Source organism: Funiculus sociatus GB2-C1, from assembly GCF_039962115.1.
Taxonomy (GTDB): Bacteria; Cyanobacteriota; Cyanobacteriia; order Cyanobacteriales; family FACHB-T130; genus Funiculus; species Funiculus sociatus.
On record NZ_JAMPKJ010000006.1, the window covers coordinates 28843 to 50777 of the forward strand.

Consider the following 21935-nt stretch of genomic DNA (forward strand, 5'->3'; position numbering starts at 1 on the left):
AAGCAATTATCAGCAATTAGTATTATCGGTGAATCAGCAGCAGTGTTTATGACATAGCAGAGATTTCATCCACAAGCTTGACGCGGTTCTTGCGTACAGCGTAAAGCAGCCGGTCGATGGATCTTATATCTTCTTCGTTGGGGGAATCTTGCAATAGTGCAGCCATCATTCCATATCGGTCAGCGAGGGTAATGCTACCAGAGTGGCTGACTTGGGCAAATAGTTCAGCGATCGCAAACTCTAGAGGACAGACTTGAACTTGCATGATTTGGTCAGAGAACTCGATACTTATAATATGAAGCTTTTATATATTTTTTTAGGTGATTAAAAACTTCGTTTAAATGTGACAATACTCTGGGCCAGAAAGCGATCGCAAGCTTCGGATAAAGGTGATGTAATGCTTGCTCATCAGTGATATAAGTCACGTTTTGGGACAGAAGCCTGATGTAGCAATCTTAATTGACTAATCGATTGCTTAAATCCGCCAGAATTAAGGTGAAGCTATCGTGGGACGAATCACTCGCTTAATAATAAGTCTTTAGGTAGTTTAAAAAATGCGGCAAAATTGAAATGTCAACCTTGGGAGACAGGTGATGAATAGCAACCAAAATGAAGGGCAAGCTTCAACTATGCCTTTGCCGGAAGACACTTCTACGACACGGATACGACCTTGGGGGAAAGTTACAGTTTTAGAAGAAGGGCCGCGCTACCGAATTAATCGTATTGAACTCAACCCAGGTCATCATATTAGTACCCAAATGCACTATCACCGCAGCGAACACTGGATCGTTGTGTCTGGCACTGCCAAAGTGATATGTGATGGTAAGGAGACTACCTTAGTTCAAAAACAGTCAACTTACGTACCTATGTCTACACCTCACAGGGTAGAAAATCCTGGGGTAATTCCTCTACTGATGATTGAAGTCCAAAATGGGGAATATCTGGGAGAAGATGACATCACTCGATTCCCAGAAGATCCGGAAAGCTAGGGACTAGGGACTGGGGACTAGGGATTGGGGGCTGGGAGAGTAAGAGAGTGGGAGACTTCCCAATTACCAATTCCCAATTCCCCAATCCCTTATTCTGGTGCAGCTTGCGGTTGTTCCGATGGAGGTTCGCTTTGGGCGATGGTTTCTTGTATCCGGGGGATTTGCAGGAACTTTTGAGTTTCTGAGATCAAGCGATCGCCCCAAAGATTCTCTTTGAGAAAATCCACATCGGCGTAGCGATTGTCTAAGCGAATAGCAGTCTCTCCCAAAAGCACAGCTTTTTCCCTGTCGCCTTTGGCATACAGCGCTACTGCTATAGCTAACTGGGGTTCTGCGGCATCTTTGTCAATGGCAACTGCCGAACGCCACTGACTTAGCGCCCCCTCCACATTGCCCATTTCGTACATTACCAGCCCAATATTGTTAATCGCAGGCCAGAATTTCTTTTCTTTAGCGACTGCTTTTTGGTATTGCGCGATCGCTTCTTGGTACCGTTGCATTCTGTAGTAGGCATTGCCCAAATCAAACAAAGCCTCTGGTACATCGGGTTTGATCTTCAACCCCGATTGCAAAGCTGTAACAGCTTCCTGATACTTTGCCTGCTGAAAATGCCCGCTTCCTATAGCAAATAGAATTCCGGCATCATCGGGTTTCAGGGTTCTAGCTTGTTGCAAGGCATTAATTGCCTTATCTACTTCCTTTGCTTGCAAGTACAAACTGCCCAGCAGAAACCAGGTTTGATAACTTTGGGGAGCCAGCCGAGTTGCCAGCTGCGCCCTTGGCAGCGCCAGATCGTATTGCTGGAATCGCGCCAACTGAGCCGCATCTTGTGCCAGGTTCAACCCCTGCTGCTCTAGTTCTTTTGCATCCAGTTGCAGCGTATAAGGTATGAGTGCCTGCCCGAAGGCGGGTTGTACACTCCATAAACCCAGGACAACGAGAAGAGAAAATAAAGGAATACGCTTAGGCACGGTGCCGCCTCAAAAATTGCGAAAAATCTTTAGCCACATTACACATAATCTAAATGATTCTGGCAAAAATCGAGAGCCACAGCCACCTATCAATTTTTGCTCGTCCCTGTTACGGTAAACCGTAAGGACACAAAAACCCTGGAAAATCCGTCAACGCTAACATAAAGAAAGGATAACAACTCCCCTTAGTAGAAGCTTTTACTGTAATTCACCCGGTTAGGTGTTTCCAAACATAAAAATATTTAGCTATTTTTGGGGAGGTGGGACGTATCCACCGCCTCAAAGCTAATGGTAGGCAAGATGCCTGTTCTACGAGATGAAAAAATTTATTACTTAGAAATAATTCATTAGATTAGTAATAAAAATCACCATATAAAACCCAAAACAATCCGTATTGCCTGAAGTGAATACCCCACAAATGCAACTTCCCCTAATTGGAAAAGTCAAGAATCCTTCTCGCTGGATAATCGGGCTGCTAGCATCAGGCATCCTGGTAGCTAGTACGACTTATTTCGTTATGGGTCGGAGTTCGCCCCAACTAGATATCCAGACACTAACCGTACCTGTAAAATCGCAAAGCCTGAAAGTACGGATCGCCGCCAATGGAACCGTTGTGCCGCTGCAAAGCGTCAACCTCAGCCCGAAAACATCTGGGACTCTGGCGAAATTGTACGTCGAGCAAGGGGACAAAGTGCAGCCGGGGCAAAAGATTGCCCAGATGGAGAATAGAGAGCTTCAGGCGCAACTATCACAAGCACTCGCTAATCTTAAACAAGCGGAAGCCCGTCTAGCAGAGGCTCAAGCTGGTAGTCGTCCTGAAGAAATTGTTCAGGCAAAAGCAAGACTGTCTCAGGCGAAAGCTCGTTTGCAGCAAGCTGAAAATGGCTCTCGTCCAGAGGAAATCGCCCAAGCGCAAGCCAGATTGCAGCAAGCGCGATCGCGTCTAGCAGATGCTCAGAATGGTCGTTCTACAGAAATTGATCAAGCCAAGGCTCAAGTCGAAGCCGCCAAAGCGCGAGAAAATTTGGCGCAAAAACGGGTGAAACGCTATCAATTCTTAGCCGATCAGGGAGCAGTGGCTACAGACCAGTTGGATGAAGCTTTGACAGAATACCGCAACGCCACCGCCAACGTTAATGAAGCCCAAAGACGACTTGAGCAACGGACAAACAGCACCAGCCAAGGAATTGAGCAGCAACAAGCTGCCTTAACAGAGGCGCAGCAAGCCTTAAAACAGCTGCAAAGCGGCACCCGTTCCGAAGAAGTTTCCCAGCGTCAAGCTGATGTGGCAGAAGCACAATCAGCCTTGCGTCAGTTAGAAAATGGAACGCGACCAGAGGAAATTGCCCAGCTTAAAGCCGCTGCTGATGCTGCTAGAGCTTCGATGCAGGCGGTGCAAGTCCAGCTATCTGATACGGTGATAGTTGCTCCGTTCGCTGGCATTGTGACGCAGAAATATGCCCAAGAAGGAGCTTTCGTTACCCCCACAACTTCTGCTTCCAGTACTGCTTCTGCTACTTCGAGTTCAATTGTTGCCCTTGCTAGAGATTCAGAAATTCTCGCTAAAGTCCCAGAGGTGGATGTTGGACAAATTAAACAGGGACAAGCTGTAGAAATTGTGGCGGATGCCTATCCTGACCAAGTATTTAAAGGTAAGGTGCGCTTGATTGCTCCAGAAGCGGTGGTTGAGCAAAATGTCACCTCTTTTCAGGTGCGGGTAGCGCTAGAAACTGGTAAGGAGCAACTGCGTTCGGGAATGAATGTGGATCTGACGTTTGTCGGCGAAGCGGTGAATAATGCTTTGGTGGTGCCTACGGTGGCGATTGTGACGGAAAAAGGTAAGACGGGCGTACTGATACCCAGTGAGAATAATGAACCGAAGTTTCAAGAAGTAACAATAGGTTCAACTATTGAAAACCAAACGCAGATTTTGGAAGGGATAAAACAAGGCGATCGCGTGTTTATTGACTTACCTAAAGATAGAAAACCGAAGGAGGAATAAATACTAATACCTTTGGAACAATTAGCAATTAGCAATTAGCACGCTCACTATGGACATTCTCGAAAGCGTCAAAATGGCAGCCACAACGCTAGTGGCAAACAAACTGCGTAGTAGTCTCACCATGTTGGGCATTATGATTGGTAATGCCTCAGTTATTGCGATGGTAGGGATTGGGCAGGGAGCGCAAAGGCTGGCATCAGAACAATTTGAGGCACTTGGGCCAAACGTGCTGTTTGTGGTTCCCGGTTCTCAGGCAACTCGAAATACTACGTTAGAGGTGCCGAAAACCCTGGTACTGGAAGATGCGAGAGCGATCGCTACCCAAGTGCCTTCTGTTAAAGAAGTCGCTCCCCAAATTAATACCAGACAATTAGTTACCTACCGCAACAAAAATACTAACGCCACCATTCTTGGCACAACTTCCGATTATCTCTCAGTGAGAAGCTTTGATGTCGAAACCGGACGATTTATCACCGAGCAAGATATCAAGCGGAGTAACCAAGTTGTGATGCTGGGGCCTGAGTTGGCAAAAAAACTGTTTGATAACCAAAATCCCATTGGCGAACAACTGCGGATAAAAAATCTCAGCTTTCAGGTTGTTGGCATTATGAAACCTAAAGGCTCAGCGTTGGGAGATAATCCCGATGAAACCGTTTATGTGCCAATTACCACCGTAGCTAACCGCATCGTCGGACGGACATCACCTTATGGTTTGGAAATAACCGCCATTTCTCTTTCCGCCAAAGATGAAGATAGCACAGGGGCAGCTAAATTTCAGGTGGAAAATTTGCTGCGGTTACGGCACAAAATCAACGGAGAGGATGACTTTACCGTCAGAAGCCAAAAAGACTTGTTAACAATCGTCAATACGATTACCAGCGGATTGACACTGATGTTAGCAGCGATCGCAGCCATCTCCCTCTTTGTCGGCGGCATTGGCGTAATGAATATTATGCTTGTCTCCGTCACCGAACGCACCCAGGAAATCGGACTCCGCAAGGCTATCGGCGCACAAGAGCAAGATATCCTGATTCAATTTATCATCGAGGCAGTGATTCTCTCAGCAGCTGGTGGCTTATTCGGTACTATGCTGGGTGTCGGGGGAATTTCGCTTGTCAGCGCCTTTTCTCCTTTGAAAGCCAGCATTTCACCTGTAGCTGTTATCGTTGCTGTCAGTGTTTCCGGTGGGATCGGTTTATTTTTTGGTGTCGTCCCCGCACGACGAGCAGCTAAACTCGATCCAATTGTAGCTTTGCGAAGCGCTTAAAAAGTTTTGTAGGGGCGGTTCTAGAATAAGCTTGGCATCTCACCAAGATATTGACTAAACGCGCCCATTTTGAGTTTTGAGTCCTGAGTTTTACAGCTAAATAAATGCAAGATATATACGGTTCTGATTCCTCACTCAGTCCTCAGTCTTCAGTCCTCAGCCCTTCAAAAAAACCAATTATTCAACTTGAGGATATTACCAAAGTCTACGGCATCGGTGACACAGAAGTTCGCGCCCTTGCTGGTGTTAGCTTAATCGTGGAAGAGGGCGAGTATTGCTCAATTATGGGCGCATCTGGTTCGGGCAAGTCCACAGCTATGAATATTATCGGCTGTCTCGACCAACCAACCGACGGATATTATTATTTAGATAACGTGAATGTGTCTCAACTGGGAGACTCGGAATTAGCTAAAATTCGCAATCGTAAAATTGGATTTGTGTTCCAACAATTCCATCTTTTGCCTCAACTTTCGGCGTTAGAAAATGTCATGTTGCCGATGGTTTATGCTGGTATACCTAATGGCGAAAGAAGGCAAAGGGCAACAGAAGCTTTAACTCGCGTGGGTTTGCAGCATCGCCTGAATAATAAACCAAATCAACTTTCTGGGGGACAACAGCAGCGGGTAGCGATCGCGCGTGCCATTGTCAACAATCCCGTCTTACTGCTTGCCGACGAACCCACGGGCGCTCTCGACTCCAAAACCACTGAAGAAGTGATGAACATCTTCACCGAACTGAATTCCAGCGGTATCACTGTTGTGATGGTGACTCACGAACCAGAAGTAGCACGTCTCACTAAACGCATCGTCTGGTTCCGCGATGGAGAAGTTTTACACTCTCATCTGAAGCCAGAAGATATTGGTCAGGTAGCTGTTTCTTGATTGGTTAAATTGTAGGTTGGGTTGAGGAACGAAACCCGACAGGCATAAGCATTTGTTGGGTTTCTTTCCTACGTAAGGTTGGTATTTTTAACTTTAAATAAAGAAACCTGGTTTCTTTGCTTCCTTAATTTAGTTAGTTGCTAGATTTTTAAACTTTACTGCGTAGGAAACTCACCAAATTTTGCAGAAACGACTGACTGACGCTTCCCTTGCTGACAGACTCCTGTATTAGTTGTGGTACAGCTACTACGGAATTATCCTTGAACTGTGCGGGAGATGGGGCAATCAGCGGCACTTCTTCTGCTAGGCTGAGGACGCTTAAGCGAAAGGCAGCTTGCTGCACTTTCTCCACAGGTAGCCGGAGTTGCTGCGCGATCGCTTCTAGGGAAACAGTCCCTTTGGCAAACTCCCATACTTGCCACTCAAGGGCATCTAGCCGGAAGCGCGGTTGTCCTGTAATTACGCTTGTCAAGCCAGAAGTAGGGGCAGGTAGTTTATCTTTAAGCGCCGTCCAGTCTCGTAGCGCCCGCAAACTCATCAGGGTTGCTTCTGTTGCTGGTACGCTCAAACCTGTCATTTCTGCTAAGGGCAAAGGAACTTTGGTTTGAAATTCAAACTGACCATCCTGTAGCTGGAACAATGCACACACTCGCCGCAATACCTGGCTTTTGAACAGCACTTTCAGTTGTTCTGCTTCCAGAAGTCCGTGAGATTTCAGGCATAGCCCCATCGGTGTTTTATTCGAGAAAACCTGAGCGAGTCGGGAGACAACGCGATCGCTCAACCAACCCCGCTGGGAAATCATTGAGAGTAAACCTTTTTGATCCAGGCTTGCAGCAGCCGCTACAATGCGCCCTTCATGCACCCAGATATAGTGGGATTGCGAATTTCGGTTCCGATCTACACTTAAACCATTAATCGTCAACAATCCCGTCTTGTGTCCTTGATCGAGGAACTGAAAAAGTTCAGGCAAGGAAAATTCTGCTAAATAACCAGTAACCGCCATAGTTTTCCTATTTCAGCAGACCGTTTAAATACCAGCTTGAGCGCCTTCTACTGCGGGTATTAGCTTAAATAATAGTTAAATCTCTGAACCATATTTATCAAACTATACTTTTCGTTACATTTTCCCTTATGAGTAGTATAAAAAAGTTAATAAAATAGTTTTTTATTTGACTTATTGAAATACTAGTAATTAAATTCTTACTTTTAATGCAGTTTATCGAACAGCCGAGTCGTAAATTAAGTGCTGGAGCAGAATCAACAAAGCCTGAATTACCGAACTTTTTTGGGTTGCATCCACAGACACCATAGGCGGTCGATCTTTGTGATTAATGTATCCCAGAGCGATCGCTACATCCTCCTCTTGCCAAGCTCCGGGACAGTCCATATGAGTTAAACCAATCAGCATGGGGATTTGCACCCGCGCTTTCATGAAAGCTAGAAGCCGACGAGCCGCCCGAAAATCGCTAGGACGATGAGCGTCTACCAGCAGGATGTAAGCATGGGATCTGCGAATTAACAAATCCCACATAAAATCAAATCTTGCCTGACCAGGCGTACCATAAAGGTGCAAAACCATATCAGAACCAAAGTTCAGCCGACCAAAATCTAAAGCAACCGTCGTTTTTTCTTTGAGATCGCCTGTTTCATCGGTGACTTGACGATCAGTGTCTACCACTTCAATTTCACTCACACTACGAACGAAGGTTGACTTTCCCGCCCCGAACGTTCCTGTCACAACCAAGCGCATGATTTCCATCAATTTTTACCCTGTAAAAAACCAAGTTTTAGATAAAAGAATTATTGCAGTTATGCTTAATCAAAGATTTGCCTGGTTGCTGTGGTAGATAGCAATCTAAAGAAATCGTTGAGAAAAAGGTTATTACGGGGATTACTTATACAATCAAGTACCATTAGCCCCAAAGTAATTTGTTGAACTTTCGACAGAGAAAGTCCAAGTTGCTCTTGCGATCGCTACTCTGGAAACCTCACCCCTTCTACGATTTTAGATTTACCACTCAAAGTTATCTAACCGTAGATTGGACTTTTCTACAACTATTTTAGACAGTACCAACGTGAGCTAGGTAGCTTATCTACCAATGATGCCCAGTCTCGCTAGCTCCATAATTTCCATTGCTGATATGTATTGCATCAGTATTAAATGGTGATTTGTTAAATAACTCTATCTAAAGAGGTATGACTTTTGTTTGAGGATGCTATTCAGCTTTTCTGTCTTCAGACTGTTTTAGGAGATGATAACAATTAATTATCTATATAGTGTTAGATTAATAAATAGTTACGAAATGTTAAGCAAGGCAGGTGGCAGAACAAGGAAGACTTCCAAAAGCAGAAAATCACATCACTAATTTTAGAAAAATCTATCAAATAGCCTTGCCTGTAATGGTCTAGCAATCAGCTGTGCCAGTGGTAATAACAAAATTTAGTTTTTTTGGGAGAGTCGAATGGAATTAATGCGCTTGATTGTGACAGGGACTGTGGGTGCAGGGAAATCCACCTTAGTACGTTCGGTCAGTGAAATAGAAGTGGTAGACACCGATCGCCAAACCACAGATAAAACATCAGTTAAAGAAAAAACTACAATTGCCCTCGACTTTGGAAGGCTAAACTTTGGCCCTGACATGGCGGTGCATCTGTATGGCACCCCTGGCCATGCGAGATTTGATTTTATGTGGGATCTCTTGATTCAGAGAGCGCACGCTTATATTTTGCTAGTAGCTGCTGATAGACCAGGCGATTTCCGCCAAGCTCGTCAGCTTTTGGCTTTCATGGAGCAGCGGGTGCAAATCCCGGTAGTAATTGGTCTAACCCATACAGACTGCCCCGGAGCTTGGTCTAAGAAGGATGTAGCGATCGCTCTGGGATACGCCAATAAGATAAAACGTCCTCCCATCGTCATTGTAAATCCAGCCGAAAAAGCTTCTGTAGTTAAAGCTTTGATTACTTTGGTAAATCAGTTCAATTCCAAAAAATCAGCAGCTTTCTCCCAGAAAAGAGACAAAGCGGCTTGAGGATGAATTGCGCCGCGATCGCCAACAAATTGCTAAAGTTTAAAAAGCTTATTAGTTAAAGTGGCAAGGAATTAATCATCCAAAAATTAACCCTGAACAAATAGCTATGCTTAAAGCAAAGCCATCTTTAGTTCAGCCGTCAGACGCTTAATTTCAAGCATTAATACCCCCTGTTTAGCAGACCTACTCGCCAAGACCAGTAAGACCGCCTCAGAGCCACAGCTGGTGAGAATACCAAAGCCATTGCTGCCTTCTACATAAATGCGGTCGAGGATACCTCTGGATAACTCAGTGCCAATGCGTTCGCCTAAAGACAGCATAGTAGCGGACATGGCAGAAACTCGTTCTTCGTCCATCTCACCCGGTAAGCTGGAAGCTAGGGGTAGACCGTCGGGAGAGACAAGTGCGGCACCTTGAACGTCACTGGTAGCACTGACAAAATTTTGGAGAATGCTTTCAAGCTTAGCGGTATTAATTGCCATTGTCGTACCTCGTTAATTGCGATCGAGAAAAGATTTTTGTTGTGATCAGTTGAGGAATTCTCAAATAGAGCGATCGCATCCTTTAATAAGGAGTCAAAACTCCAGCGCGATCGCCTGGAGCATCCCCAAAGACTGCTCCTCGCCTGATCAAATCAACTTTCATCTCCCTCGAAATTCCCATATTCGTTGCGAACTGAGCATTTTCTACCTTCGCACCCCTCAACTCAGTCCCCCTCAAATCAGTACCGCTCAAATTAGCACCGCTCAAATTAGCACCGCTCAAATTAGCACCGTTCAAGTTAGCACCGCTCAAATTAGTACCGCTCAGGTTGGCAAGACTTAAGTCAGTACGGATCAAGTCAGCCAGACTCAGATTGACACCGCTCAAGTTAGAACTGCTCAGGTTGGCAAGACTCAAGTCAGCACGCATCAAATCAGCAAGAGCCAGATTTGCACGAATCATACTGGCACCCCCCAGGTCAGCACCGCTTAAATCGATACCCTTGAGATTGCTACCGCTTAAGTAAGCACTTCTCAGGTCAGCACCACTCAAGTCAGCACCACTCAGATAGGCACGAATTAAGTCAGCACGGATCAGGTTCGCACCGCCCAAGTAGGCACGGATTAGGTTAGCACCCCTGAGTCTGGCATTGCTCAGGTCAGCGCTGCCCAAATTAGCGCCCCTGAGTTTAGCATCGCTGAGATCCGCACTACCCAAATTAGCATCGCTCAGGTCACTTCCTCTCAGGTCAGCACTACTCAAATTAGCATCACTGAGATCCGCACCCCCCACGTTGGCATCACTCAGGTTCGCATCGCCCAGATCCGCACCCCTGAGATTAGCACCCCTGAGATTGGAACCCCTAAGACTTGCATACTTCAGGTCAGTTCCTCTCAGGTCGGCACCCCGCAAATCGGTTCCCCGCAAATCGGTTCCCCGCAAGTCGGCACCCCAAAGAGCAGCACCCTTTAGGTCAGTTCCCCGCAAGTCGGCACCCCTGAGATTACCACCCCGCAAGTCGGCACCTCTCAGGTCTGCCTCAGCAAAATCTTCAGTAAGATTTAGACCAGCAATTGTCGCCAGTTGATCGAGATTGTCGGTTTGTGCTTCTACAATACGCTGGATCAGGACTTGAAGTTCCTGAACAGATGTTTCATCAGTCATCAAATTCCTCCTTGGAAACCCCCGCCTTTATACGCGGGGAGGGATAGGAGCGGGGAGGATGTCAAAATGCAATTCTTGCCGACTCAGGTAGGGCTTTAATTTTGGTTCCAACACCCGCAGGACAATCAGCCTTTCCAAAACTGCCCTCTTATTGCGGCTAATGTCTGGGGGCCATAACCCTTGTGCGTCAGTCAAATGTACATCTCGCTTGGAAACTTCAAAAGTTGCTTCTACACGAGTAGGCACTTTCACATTCAATGTTGCCAGCTTTATATTCTCGATTTTGCCTTTCAAAACTGGCTCACCCATATCTTCTTCAAAGATCCAGGTGGGATTCTCCTCGAAAGCTGTTGTCGTTATCTGACAGGTGGTTGCTCCTAACTTCTCTGTTCTGCGCGTTGGTGTACCGAACCCCCTAACTCCAGCTTTACTCCCATTCAAAGAAGGTAGTAGATTGCTCCAAGAAACTTCTTGACGCTGTTGCTCGTTACTTTTTTCCGGCTTTTGCTTTTCTTCTGAAAGGATAAGCTCAATTGAACCAATTAACTGCCGGGATTCATAGGGAAGTTCACCATTTTCCAGTTTTAGCTTTAGTTCTCCACTTTTGATGCCAAACTTGATGCGACCGCCCATCAGGGGTAGCCACTGCTCGTTAAACTTGATGGTTAAGTGCAAATCAATCTGCTCGATGTCATTTTGTTGTGCCTGAGAATCAAAAGTTAGGACTAGAGGCTGGATTGGTTGCTCTAGTAGAACTGGAGTTCCTAGCAATTTCATATACAAGCAGCCTGGACATCGATTCTCAGGCTCTGGTTGAGGCAGTGTGGGGAATTGAGACATTACCACGGTAGAACTCTTCGTTCAAGCGGGTTGCCTATAACGCTATCATGACCCGGCGATTCGTAATCTCCGGAAAGTGGAACTTTTCCTTAAGTAATTACACATAATTAGAAGAATCGGTAGTTCAACTCCTGCGCTTTTTGTCAAGTAACTACCCCAACCAAACTCGATTTCGATTACTCCTTATCCCCAGTCACCAATCCCCAGTTCCCAGTCCCCAGCCTCGCGATCGCGCAAAAATCAGGAGTGTTTCGCACAACGGAAACACTCCTACTGTTCTCAAACCCTCTCCCAGCCTCAGCCTGGAAGAGTATCAATCTTCTGCATCGATTACAAACTTGCAGTCTTGCCAGTTTCCGCCTGAGAAGCAATGGGTTTCACATCGGTATAGCCCATATCACTTGCGATGGTACGGAACATCGAAATTTGCCCCTCGAAGTCCAGCCCTTCAATTTGTCCCATCAAATCGTTAATAGGTTGGCTTGCTTGGTAGTCAGCAGGCATATCTACCACGGTATTACCCATTTCCTGCGACCAAGTGTACCAAACCATTAACTGATTATTTTCTTTCAATGCTCCATAGGCGCGAGAATATTCTGTATCTTTGCGCTCAACAATTTCTCGCATGATCGCCAGTTGCTTATCATCATCCAATTGCAAATAGTCTCCTAACAGCTTGGGAGCCAGTTCAGGATCTGTTCCTTGTGGAGCCGCTGGGGTGATAGAGTCTCCCATCTTTTTATAAACATAATAAAACCAAGCTAATTTATCGTCGGTGTTCAACGCTTCAAAAGCCTGAACCACTTTTTGTGTTTCATCTGAAAGAGCTTGAGTTTTTATGGTGTTTTCGTCTGGGATCATAAAAGCTATCCAAAAGTAAAGTTAGTATTTCCAGACTAGGAATATCAGACTTTGCAGCCCTTAGTCCCCCTCCAATAGAGAGAATTTTTGCTTCTTCGGTGACGCAGATTGGGTAACGGGTGAAGCGGGAGATTGAGGATCTATCCCAAGAGAGTCAAAGTAACGGGGATCAATCCCTTAAAATCGATCTCGCAGATAAAAAAGTCTAAATAAATAGGAGTTCCTTATGACTGAAGAAGTGAAACCCAATCCTAGTGAAGCTACAACCCATGACGCTCAGCTAGCTGCTGAGAATATGGCTTCTGGTGAAGAGAAAGTACAAAAAGTTGATTTAGATGCTGACTATGAAGCATCAAAAGCGTTTAGCGTTAGTGAAGTAGACCGCAAAGGTGGTGGTGCGGAAGCGGCTGAAGCTGCTACAGCTCCTAAGTTCAAAGTACCTGAAGCGACAGAGATGAAATCCTCACCAGATACAACAGGCAACCCAGCTGATTATATACAGATGGCGCAGGATGTCAGCCCCAGAAAGGACGATTAGGAAAAGTCAGCAGCCGGGTCAAGCGGCAAGAGTGGCGATCCTGCTGACACAAAAATGGCCAAAAAAGTCCTCTAAGCTGTGACATAGATAAGGCAGAGCTTCGCGTAGGTGTGGAGTTTTTGAAAAAAGAATTATTAGAACATTCGCTCAACCTCTATTGGGTTGGGCTTTAGTTGTGGGAGTCAAATGCTGCATAATGGGAAGGCTTTTATCGTTTATCGTGGGGAGATAGCACACTTGCCGTTGCCAATTTTCCCAGATTGTCAGAGCGATAATTCCATTCCTCAAGCCTTCTTTTCAGTTTAACTATGCGAACCCATTATTGCGGCGAACTTAGAGCAGAACATATTGGAGAAACCGTTACCCTGTGTGGATGGGTAGACCGTCGCCGCGACCACGGGGGTGTGATATTTTTGGATTTGCGCGATCGCACTGGTATCGTTCAAATTGTCAGCGATCCTGTACGCACACCAGATTCTTACGCACAAGCAGAAAAGCTGCGTAACGAATATGTAGTCCAATTTACCGGGCGAGTCACCCAGCGTCCAGAAGAGTCGCTAAATTCTCGCCTACCCACAGGTGAAGTGGAAATTTATGCAGACAAGATAGAACTGCTCAATCAAGTTTACAAGCAGTTACCTTTTCAGGTGGCGATCTCGGACACTGAACCCGTGCGCGAAGACTTGCGGCTAAAGTATCGGTATCTGGATTTAAGACGCGATCGCATGGCGAATAATCTTCAGTTGCGTCACCAAGTCGTTAAAACCATTCGCCGCTACCTCGAAGATACCGAAAACTTCATCGAAGTAGAAACCCCAATTCTCACCAAGTCTACTCCCGAAGGCGCAAGAGACTATCTCGTACCCAGCCGTGTCAACCCCAGCGAGTGGTTCGCCTTACCCCAGTCACCGCAACTTTTCAAGCAACTGCTGATGGTATCCGGCTTTGACCGATACTACCAGATTGCCCGTTGCTTCCGCGACGAAGACCTCCGCGCCGACCGTCAGCCAGAATTTACCCAACTGGACATGGAAATGAGCTTCATGTCCCAAGAAGAAATTATCCAACTAAACGAAGGTTTAGTTTGTCATATCTTCAAGACAATTAAAGGTATCGATTTACCTTGTCCTTTTCCTCGTCTCACCTACGCCGAAGCGATGGAACGCTACGGAAGCGATAAACCAGACACCCGCTTTGGTTTAGAACTCGTCAACGTCTCGGACTTAGTTAAAGACTCTGGTTTCAAAGTCTTTAGTAGTACAGTTGCATCTGGCGGCGTTGTGAAAGTATTACCCATTCCTGGGGGAAATGATGCTATTTCCAATACGCGAATTAAACCTGATGGCGACTTATTTAAAGAAGCCAGCGAAGCGGGTGCGAAAGGACTTGCTTACATTCGCGTCCGAGATAACGGCGAAATCGACACTATCGGCGCAATTAAAGACAACCTGACAGAAGAACAAAAGCAGGAACTATTACGGCGCACTGGTGCAAAAGCGGGTCATTTACTACTATTTGGCGCTGGTGACTCTAATATGGTGAATAAAACTCTCGACCGCTTGCGCTTAGTAGTTGGTCGAGAATTGGGGTTAATTGATCCAGAGAAGATAAACATTCTTTGGGTGACAGATTTCCCAATGTTTGAATGGAACGCCGACGAGAAGCGTTTAGAGGCGTTACATCATCCGTTTACTGCTCCTCATCCCGAAGATGTGCATGACCTGAAAACTGCAAGAGCGCAAGCCTACGATTTGATTTTCAACGGTTATGAAATCGGCGGTGGAAGTCGGCGAATTTACCAGCGAGAAGTTCAAGAACAGGTGTTTGAAGCGATTGGTTTATCCCAAGAGCAAGCATATAACAAGTTTGGATTTTTGCTGGAAGCGTTTGAATACGGAACTCCGCCGCATGGAGGTATTGCTTACGGTTTAGACCGCTTGGTGATGCTATTAGCTGGTGAGGAGTCAATTCGCGATGTAATTGCTTTTCCGAAGACGCAGCAAGCTCGTTGTCTGCTGACAAATGCGCCTTCTGGTGTGGATGAGAAGCAGTTGAAGGAGTTGCAGGTGGCTTCGACTTATAAGCCGAAATCTACTGAGAAAGGCAAGTAAAGAACCCCTCTCTAACCCTCCCCGTTAACGGGGAGGAAACAAATTCTTTATTTGGGGAAGGTTAGCGATCGCACTTTTTGAGATAAATCTCCACTGACAAAGCCACAATATTTTTAAAATCGCTTTATATATTCACGTGTCTTTCTCCTTATTTAGCGCTTCATAATAGTTAAATTATTCGTCCTGTAAAAGTCGTTCTTCATCCATTAGTTTTAATAAAACGTCATTTTTAAAAATTTCTTCAATCTTTTCAAACTTGGTAATGGTGATTTCCACAATGATTGATTACTTATTTTTATATAAACCATAGTATATAGTAATTTCAAACATTTCCTTATACGATCAAAAAGTCATAATTCTTCTATAATGATTGCAGGACTGTAAATACAAGATTTTGTCTCATAGGCTTCTCGAAAATAAGCGATCGCTTCTTTAAGTCGCTTCAGGACTGCTTTTTGGGTTCCTGACCTAAGCACCCATTTTCTATACATAAAGCAATCCAGTAAGCCGCAGTATTCCTCCTCACCATTATGCAAAAGTCCAAGGCTCTCCAGTTCATAGTTAACTTAACGTTCCAATTAATTTGGAGCTAAAACTTAATATTAATTATTGACAATTGACAAATGCTATGATAATGGAGTTTAATGATAAATGTAGGGCATTAGTAGATCCCCGCCAAGAGATTTGCTAATGCCCTTGACTAAACTCCTTACGGATACAAATTGCTCGTGTCACAAAATACTGATTCAATCGATTCCACATCAGAAACTCGTGCGATCGCCTACACAAAGCGTCTCAATCCTTGGGCGATTGTTCGTCTCCTTCCCAATAGACAGAAGGCGACCGTGGCTCGATTCCGCAGTCGGTGTGATGCAGACTGTAATATGCAGCGGATGCGTCAGCTGACACCCAACGCTTCCTTTATGGTGGTTTTTGACTGTCAACCAGACAAAGCTGCGGTCTAAAGTTCTGGTATGCGATCACCCTGTTTGGGGAAAGGATACGATCGCGCTGTTTGAAGTGATAATGCGATCGCGCTGTTTGAGATGAGGATGCGATCGCTAAATTCCTCTCACTTCTCACTCTAAAAGCCTCTCAATTTCTTGATTAATAAAGCCAAATTGTCTAAAAATCCGCAACACATAAGTGGGTAGATAGTTCTCTTGCTCCGATGTCGATAGGAACAACCCTTCGCCCGTCTTGTAGATCGCGACTATACAAACCATCGTCTCTTTTACTTGAGATAGGTTAAGCCAAGTTAACCGTAGTGAATTTCCCTACTGACTGAAGAATAAGCGATCGCGACGTTTGAGATGAGGATGCGATCGCGCGGTTTGACCTAACCCCTCTCCGAAGCCGATAGGGGAGCCGGAAGCCCCCAACCCTACGAGGGTTGGGGGTTGGGAGTTAGGCTTCTTCACAATCGCAACAAGCGGTGTAAATATCCAGCAGAACATCATCGATATTTTTTCTTACTTGTGCATTTTTAATTCGCAACAAACGCAATCCTCGTGCTGACAAAACTTTGTCACGTTCTGCATCGTATTCAGCTTGTTGTTCGTGAATTTCTCCATCTACTTCTACGACCAATCCGACAGCGTGACAGTAGAAATCTACAATAAATCCATTAATAATCTGCTGGCGGCGGAAGTGGAAACCATTCAATCGATTAGCACGAAGATATTGCCAAATAATTTTTTCTTCCGCTGTCATTTGTTTGCGAAGTTCTTTGGCACGTTCGACTTTAGCTGAGGCTACATTTTGTCCAATAACAATATTGCGAGTTCCCTCTTTTCTCGGTGATGAGGGATGTTGGGGTGTTGGGTTATTCATCGACTAAGTATGAAGATATATTGGTATCTTTTATTATGGTTGACCTCTCCCCCAACCCCTCTCCGAAGCGGAGAGGGGAGCCGGAAGCCCCCTTCCCTTGAAGGGAAGGGGGTTGGGGGTTAGGTTTTTTGGCGATAGGCGGAGGATGCGATCACATTTGTTGAGTTTCAAAAGAGTATCGCTATGAGGCTGATATTTTTTAAGGTCTTACTCGTGAGTTATGCCATCTGGCATAATTGCCCCTGTTAGAATAGTGGCTTTCAAATCAGCTCCGCTCAGATTAGCCCCTTTCAGGTCTGTACCAGTCAGATCAGCACCACTCAGATTTGCATTTTCTAAAGCTGCGTCATTCAGAATAGCACCCTTCAGATTAGCCCCTTTTAGGTTCGTACCACTTAGCTTGGCACCATGTAGATTAGCATTGCTCAGATTGACATAACTCAAGTCGGAAGCGCTTAGATTTGTATAACTCAGGTGGGCTTTTTCCATATTTGCGCCTATCAAAATTGCTTCACTCAAGTTTGCACCATTGAGTTTTGCATTACCTAAATCAACTCCATCACTCAAATCAGCGCCACTCAGATCAGCTTCAACCAAACTAACATCCTTCAAATTAGCACCTTTAAGATTAGCACCCTTGAGATTAGCAACGCTTAAGTTGGCAGCACCTACAAAACCACTGAGTTTAGCACGGCGCAGGTTAGCGCCACTTAGATTTGCATAAGCTAAGTTAGCACCACTCAGGTTGGCTTCAAACAGGCTGGCATTGCTTAGGTCAGCACCAGTTAGATTGGAGCTATTCAAATTAGCGCGGCTAAGGTCAGCACCACTCAGGTTGGCAAGACTTAGCTCGTTAGAACTCAGGTCAGCATGGTTAAAATTAACCTTACTAAAATTGGCACGACTCATGTCAGCAAAACCTGTGGTAGCCTCTTTGAGGTTAGCTCCCTTCACGTTTGCCCCACTAAGGTCACACCAGAGACAGGAGTTATTCCCCAATAGTTTATTGACATCTTTGATATTTTCAGCAAAAGCTGATTCTGTAATGCAGATCATAAAAATGCCTATCAGCAATATTACGATAGCCAAAATCCTAAATCTCATGCCTTTTTTACCTCTATCCGTGTTCAAATGAGTTGCCAAGCGATATAAAAGCCAAATCATGCTTGAACTTAGTGTTCCCACTGGTATACAGAAATATTGAATAGGCGGGAAACTTATCTACCACCAAGCTAAACGATTAAGAGTTTTCAGTCCATAAATAACCCCTCTGCAATGGCAGAGGGGGGCTGTTACAGGTTATGCTTATCTAACGGTGGACTAGCGCAACGCACCAGATGGAATACCCAAAATATCCTCAATCTTGGGCATATCCTCTAAGGCAATCACGCGACCTTCATCCTCAAAATTAGCGATTTGGTCGAAGTTGAGATAGCGATACAAATCACCAGCAAAAGGATGAATTTTCTTCGCCACAATGTCCAGATATTCCTGCACTGTGGGGATGCGACCAAGCATTGCACAAACTGCTGCTAACTCAGCAGAACCGAGATAAACTCGCGCATCTTTGCCCATGCGATTATTGAAGTTGCGAGTGGAAGTTGAAAACACCGTTGTTCCATCATCCACACGCGCCTGATTTCCCATGCAGAGACTACATCCCGGCATTTCTGTACGCGCACCTGCGGCATCAAATACACTATAAACACCTTCTTCTTTTAGTTGGTGTTCATCCATTCGAGTTGGAGGACAAATCCACAAGCGGGTTTTGACTGCTGTTTCGCCTTCCAATACCTTCGCGGTGGCGCGATAGTGTCCGATATTGGTCATGCAAGAACCGACGAATACTTCTTGCACTGGATCGTTAGCAACTTCAGAAAGTAACTTAACGTTATCAGGATCGTTCGGTGCGGCGACAATTGGTTCCTTGATTTCGTTCAAGTCAATCTCGATAATTTCTGCATACTCCGCATCCGGATCTGCTTCCATTAACACGGGATTTGCCAACCATTCTTCCATCTTGGCAACGCGGCGCATGATGGTACGCGCATCGGCGTAGCCTCGCGCTACCATGTTTTTCATCAGCGCTACGTTAGAACGCAGATATTCAGAAATTGTCTCGATACTGAGTTTAATTGTGGAACCTGCACAAGAACGTTCAGCGCTGGCATCGGTAAATTCAAACGCTTGCTCAACTTTCAAGTCTGGCAAACCTTCGATTTCCATAATTCGCCCAGAAAAGATGTTTTTCTTATTCTGTTTCTCGACAGTCAAAAGACCTTTTTGGATGGCAATATATGGGATGGCATTGACGATATCCCGCAGCGTGATACCGGGTTGCAACTCGCCTGTGAAGCGGACTAAAACAGATTCCGGCATATCCAACGGCATTACGCCCAAAGCTGCTGCAAAGGCAACTAACCCGGAACCTGCGGGGAAGGAAATACCCAAGGGAAAGCGGGTGTGGGAGTCGCCGCCAGTTCCCACTGTGTCTGGTAACAGCATCCGGTTCAGCCAAGAGTGGATGATACCATCGCCGGGACGCAAGGCGACACCGCCACGCTGGGCGATGAAGTCGGGTAGTTCTTTGTGGGTTTTCACGTCCACTGGCTTTGGATAGGCGGCGGTGTGGCAGAAACTCTGCATTACCAAGTCTGCGCTGAAACCCAGACAGGCGAGTTCTTTGAGTTCGTCGCGGGTCATGGGGCCTGTGGTATCTTGAGAACCAACAGTGGTCATGATTGGTTCGCAGGAAGTTCCAGGGCGCACCCCAGCGAGTCCGCAGGCTTTGCCGACCATTTTTTGTGCCAAGGTGTATCCTTTGCCGGTGTCGATGGGTGGGCGAGGACGGATGAAGATGGGGCTTGTTTCTAAATCAAGGGCAACTCGGATTTTATCGGTGAGGGTGCGTCCGATAAGTAGGGGAATGCGTCCGCCGGCGCGTACTTCGTCGGTGATGGTGTCGGGTTTGAGGCTGAAGGTGGAAATAACTTCGCCAGATTCGTTGGTAATTTCACCTTTGTAGGGATGAATGGTAATTACCATCCCGGTTTCCATCTTGCTGACATCGCACTGGATGGGCAATGCACCTGCATCTTCGGCAGTGTTGAAGAAGATGGGCGCGATCGCACTCCCTAATATATATCCCCCCGCCCGTTTGTTCGGCACGAAAGGTATATCATTGCCAATGTGCCACAGCACTGAGTTGATCGCAGATTTCCGGGAGGAACCAGTCCCCACTACATCCCCTACATAAGCCACGGGATGTCCTTTTTTCTTCAACTCGACAATGGTTTCCAAACTTCCCGGTTGCTTGGATTCCAGCATTGCCAAGGCGTGTAAGGGAATATCCGGGCGAGTTGTGGCATGGGTTGCGGGAGATAAATCGTCGGTATTCGTTTCTCCCGGCACCTTGAAGACGGTGACAGTGATGGCTTCGGGCAAAGTGGGGCGAGAGGTGAACCACTCAGCCGCCGCCCAAGACTCGATTACTTGTTTGGCGTAGGCATTAGTTTCGGATAATTCCTCTACATCGTGGAAGGCATCATACACCAGCATGATTTTGCTTAAAGCTGTTGCGGCTGCTGATGCCAATTCATCGTCTGATTTAAGTAAATCTATTAACGATTGCACGTTGTAGCCGCCTACCATTGTCCCCAGCAACTCAATGGCGTAGATGGGGGAAATTAGGGGACTTTTGGTTTCGCCTTTGGCAACGGCGGTGAGAAATCCTGCTTTGACGTAAGCTGCGGGATCGACTCCAGGGGGAACGCGATCGCGCAACAATTCCAACAACGTCTTTTCTTCACCAGCTGGCGGATTTTTCAACATTTCGCACAGTTGCGATGTTTGTTCGGCATCCAGGGGTAAAGGGGGAATTCCCAAAGCCGCACGTTCAGCAACGTGTTGACGATAAGATTCAAACATTTTCTAGTCTCCACAAACAATTAAGAGCAAAATTTAGGGGCGAATCGCTTTTGGGTTCTCCGCCTGGAGAATACAATCTCGATACCTGCGCTTCACAGCCACCAGTGAACAGAGAGTGTCGCTGCTACTGCTTGAGACGCAGATCAACATTATTAATTATTGTGAAAAATTGAAATAGGATTTGTACGGATTGCTGCAACTTGGCTGTTCGACGGCAACATTGCACAAAAAAAAGGCGATCGCTCTCTATCGCCCGCTTACTTATATAAACCAGGAATCCGTCGTCTTCAGATTTGAAGATTTCGTGCTTAGATCAAATTCTACACCTTTAGGGGGATGAGTGCGATATTTTTCTGTCAAAACGCGATCGCACTTTAATTGCAGACTACTAAATTAAATATCTCTGACAGGCATCTTGCCTACCAGAGATATTTAAATCAGTTTCACCTAATTAGCACACGCTCAATTGCTTCGACTCTGCCTCCAGAAGGCGCATCAGGTTTTCATCCCCGTTAGCTTTGGCTACCTGGATGCGGTGTTCCAGACTGCGCCGAATACTCTCCAAGTGCATTCTAGCGGCTTCATCCATCATTTTTTGACGGTTTTTATCCACTGACAATTTGCACTCCGGTAAATTTACCAATTGTTCAAGATGTTGCCGCTTTAGAGTATCGGTTGTTCCGGTTTTGCCGGCGATGTAGGGAACGCCACGATACTTTAAATTAACGATCACATCAGGAACCTGAACGTGTCTGGGATATTGAACTTTATAATTTTGACCCCGATACTTAGCCAAAATTTCGCCTTCAGTCACTTCCAGCGTGGGTGAGGTGTTTTCATAACTGCTACCGCGATAAGAAAATTTCATAAAATTTGCCTCCAATTAAGTTCCCTAAGTATTTCTTACTAAATGAGGTGGTTGGGAGTACGACGTCGCTCTCTACTTCTATTCTCCAGCGCTATTGATGGCTGCGAATCCCCATCTGGTAAGAACTAAATATTTTTATTTCTGTATCTATTTTTACATTTCGCCAGC

General features: G+C 45.8%; 21 protein-coding genes and 1 pseudogene. 8 read left to right on the forward strand and 14 right to left on the reverse strand.

The window, feature by feature from the left end; all coding sequences use genetic code 11:
- Positions 1-46: 46 nt before the first annotated feature.
- Positions 47-265, reverse strand: coding sequence for a hypothetical protein (locus tag NDI42_RS04600; protein WP_190458291.1), 219 nt, complete (start codon positions 263-265; stop codon positions 47-49).
- Positions 266-629: 364 nt separating this feature from the next.
- On the opposite strand from NDI42_RS04600, the gene NDI42_RS04605 reads away from it, so the two are divergent.
- A complete protein-coding gene (locus tag NDI42_RS04605; RefSeq protein WP_242017778.1) occupies positions 630-989 on the forward strand; it encodes a phosphomannose isomerase type II C-terminal cupin domain in 360 nt (119 codons plus the stop codon).
- 89 nt (positions 990-1078) lie between these two features.
- Here NDI42_RS04605 and NDI42_RS04610 read toward each other — a convergent pair whose 3' ends face one another.
- Entirely contained in the window at positions 1079-1960 is an 882-nt protein-coding gene (locus tag NDI42_RS04610; RefSeq protein ID WP_190458293.1) for a tetratricopeptide repeat protein, read from the reverse strand.
- Between the two features lie 418 nt (positions 1961-2378).
- Between NDI42_RS04610 and NDI42_RS04615 the strand changes: the two genes are divergently transcribed.
- The 3 genes from NDI42_RS04615 (at position 2379) to NDI42_RS04625 (ending at position 6110) form a co-directional block, all read left to right on the forward strand.
- Positions 2379-3962, forward strand: a complete 1584-nt coding sequence (locus tag NDI42_RS04615) for an efflux RND transporter periplasmic adaptor subunit (protein WP_190458455.1) — start codon at positions 2379-2381, stop codon at positions 3960-3962.
- A 49-nt stretch (positions 3963-4011) separates the two neighbouring features.
- On the forward strand, positions 4012-5229 hold the full coding sequence (locus tag NDI42_RS04620; protein ID WP_190444396.1) for an ABC transporter permease: 1218 nt from the start codon (positions 4012-4014) through the stop codon (positions 5227-5229).
- Positions 5230-5333: 104 nt separating this feature from the next.
- A complete protein-coding gene (locus NDI42_RS04625; protein ID WP_199311339.1) occupies positions 5334-6110 on the forward strand; it encodes an ABC transporter ATP-binding protein in 777 nt (258 codons plus the stop codon).
- 148 nt (positions 6111-6258) lie between these two features.
- On the opposite strand, the gene NDI42_RS04630 is transcribed toward NDI42_RS04625, so the two are convergent.
- On the reverse strand, positions 6259-7116 hold the full coding sequence (locus tag NDI42_RS04630) for a DUF4388 domain-containing protein (RefSeq protein ID WP_190458294.1): 858 nt from the start codon (positions 7114-7116) through the stop codon (positions 6259-6261).
- Between the two features lie 213 nt (positions 7117-7329).
- Entirely contained in the window at positions 7330-7872 is a 543-nt protein-coding gene (locus tag NDI42_RS04635) for a GTP-binding protein (RefSeq protein ID WP_190458296.1), read from the reverse strand.
- A 703-nt stretch (positions 7873-8575) separates the two neighbouring features.
- Here NDI42_RS04635 and NDI42_RS04640 point away from each other — a divergent pair.
- Positions 8576-9142 (forward strand): GTP-binding protein, encoded by a 567-nt coding sequence (locus tag NDI42_RS04640; protein WP_190458298.1) that lies wholly within the window; start codon positions 8576-8578, stop codon positions 9140-9142.
- 110 nt (positions 9143-9252) lie between these two features.
- Here NDI42_RS04640 and NDI42_RS04645 read toward each other — a convergent pair whose 3' ends face one another.
- The 4 genes from NDI42_RS04645 to NDI42_RS04660 all read right to left on the reverse strand — a co-directional run bounded on the left by NDI42_RS04645 (position 9253) and on the right by NDI42_RS04660 (position 12490).
- Positions 9253-9624, reverse strand: coding sequence for a roadblock/LC7 domain-containing protein (locus NDI42_RS04645; RefSeq protein WP_190458300.1), 372 nt, complete (start codon positions 9622-9624; stop codon positions 9253-9255).
- A gap of 82 nt (positions 9625-9706) precedes the next feature.
- A complete protein-coding gene (locus NDI42_RS04650) occupies positions 9707-10789 on the reverse strand; it encodes a pentapeptide repeat-containing protein (RefSeq protein WP_190458303.1) in 1083 nt (360 codons plus the stop codon).
- Positions 10790-10816: 27 nt separating this feature from the next.
- Complete coding sequence (locus tag NDI42_RS04655; RefSeq protein WP_190458305.1) at positions 10817-11566, reverse strand: hypothetical protein; 750 nt, start codon at positions 11564-11566, stop codon at positions 10817-10819.
- A gap of 393 nt (positions 11567-11959) precedes the next feature.
- On the reverse strand, positions 11960-12490 hold the full coding sequence (locus tag NDI42_RS04660) for an orange carotenoid protein N-terminal domain-containing protein (RefSeq protein ID WP_190418002.1): 531 nt from the start codon (positions 12488-12490) through the stop codon (positions 11960-11962).
- 226 nt (positions 12491-12716) lie between these two features.
- Here NDI42_RS04660 and NDI42_RS04665 point away from each other — a divergent pair, with 226 nt between their 5' ends.
- The 3 genes from NDI42_RS04665 to NDI42_RS04675 all read left to right on the forward strand — a co-directional run bounded on the left by NDI42_RS04665 (position 12717) and on the right by NDI42_RS04675 (position 16104).
- Positions 12717-13028 carry a hypothetical protein gene (locus tag NDI42_RS04665; protein WP_190458307.1) on the forward strand — a complete coding sequence of 104 codons (312 nt, stop codon included), beginning with the start codon at positions 12717-12719 and terminating at the stop codon, positions 13026-13028.
- A gap of 308 nt (positions 13029-13336) precedes the next feature.
- Complete coding sequence (gene aspS, locus NDI42_RS04670; protein WP_190458309.1) at positions 13337-15139, forward strand: aspartate--tRNA ligase; 1803 nt, start codon at positions 13337-13339, stop codon at positions 15137-15139.
- A 728-nt stretch (positions 15140-15867) separates the two neighbouring features.
- On the forward strand, positions 15868-16104 hold the full coding sequence (locus NDI42_RS04675; protein WP_190458311.1) for a hypothetical protein: 237 nt from the start codon (positions 15868-15870) through the stop codon (positions 16102-16104).
- A gap of 114 nt (positions 16105-16218) precedes the next feature.
- On the opposite strand, the pseudogene NDI42_RS04680 reads toward NDI42_RS04675, so the two are convergent.
- The 6 genes and pseudogenes from NDI42_RS04680 to pirA form a co-directional block, all read right to left on the reverse strand.
- A pseudogene (locus NDI42_RS04680) lies at positions 16219-16375 on the reverse strand (type II toxin-antitoxin system HicA family toxin); the annotation flags it as partial.
- A 41-nt stretch (positions 16376-16416) separates the two neighbouring features.
- Positions 16417-16560: a hypothetical protein gene (locus NDI42_RS04685; protein ID WP_190458313.1), complete on the reverse strand. Its 144-nt coding sequence runs from the start codon at positions 16558-16560 to the stop codon at positions 16417-16419.
- Positions 16547-16972 (reverse strand): endonuclease domain-containing protein, encoded by a 426-nt coding sequence (locus NDI42_RS04690; protein ID WP_190458315.1) that lies wholly within the window; start codon positions 16970-16972, stop codon positions 16547-16549. Before NDI42_RS04690 ends, NDI42_RS04685 begins: the two co-directional genes overlap by 14 nt.
- A 207-nt stretch (positions 16973-17179) precedes the next feature.
- Complete coding sequence (locus tag NDI42_RS04695; protein ID WP_190458317.1) at positions 17180-18076, reverse strand: pentapeptide repeat-containing protein; 897 nt, start codon at positions 18074-18076, stop codon at positions 17180-17182.
- Between the two features lie 216 nt (positions 18077-18292).
- Positions 18293-20899 carry a bifunctional aconitate hydratase 2/2-methylisocitrate dehydratase gene (acnB, locus tag NDI42_RS04700; protein WP_190458319.1) on the reverse strand — a complete coding sequence of 869 codons (2607 nt, stop codon included), beginning with the start codon at positions 20897-20899 and terminating at the stop codon, positions 18293-18295.
- Between the two features lie 451 nt (positions 20900-21350).
- A complete protein-coding gene (gene pirA, locus NDI42_RS04705) occupies positions 21351-21767 on the reverse strand; it encodes an arginine synthesis PII-interacting regulator PirA (RefSeq protein ID WP_190458321.1) in 417 nt (138 codons plus the stop codon).
- Between the last annotated feature and the right edge of the window lie 168 nt (positions 21768-21935).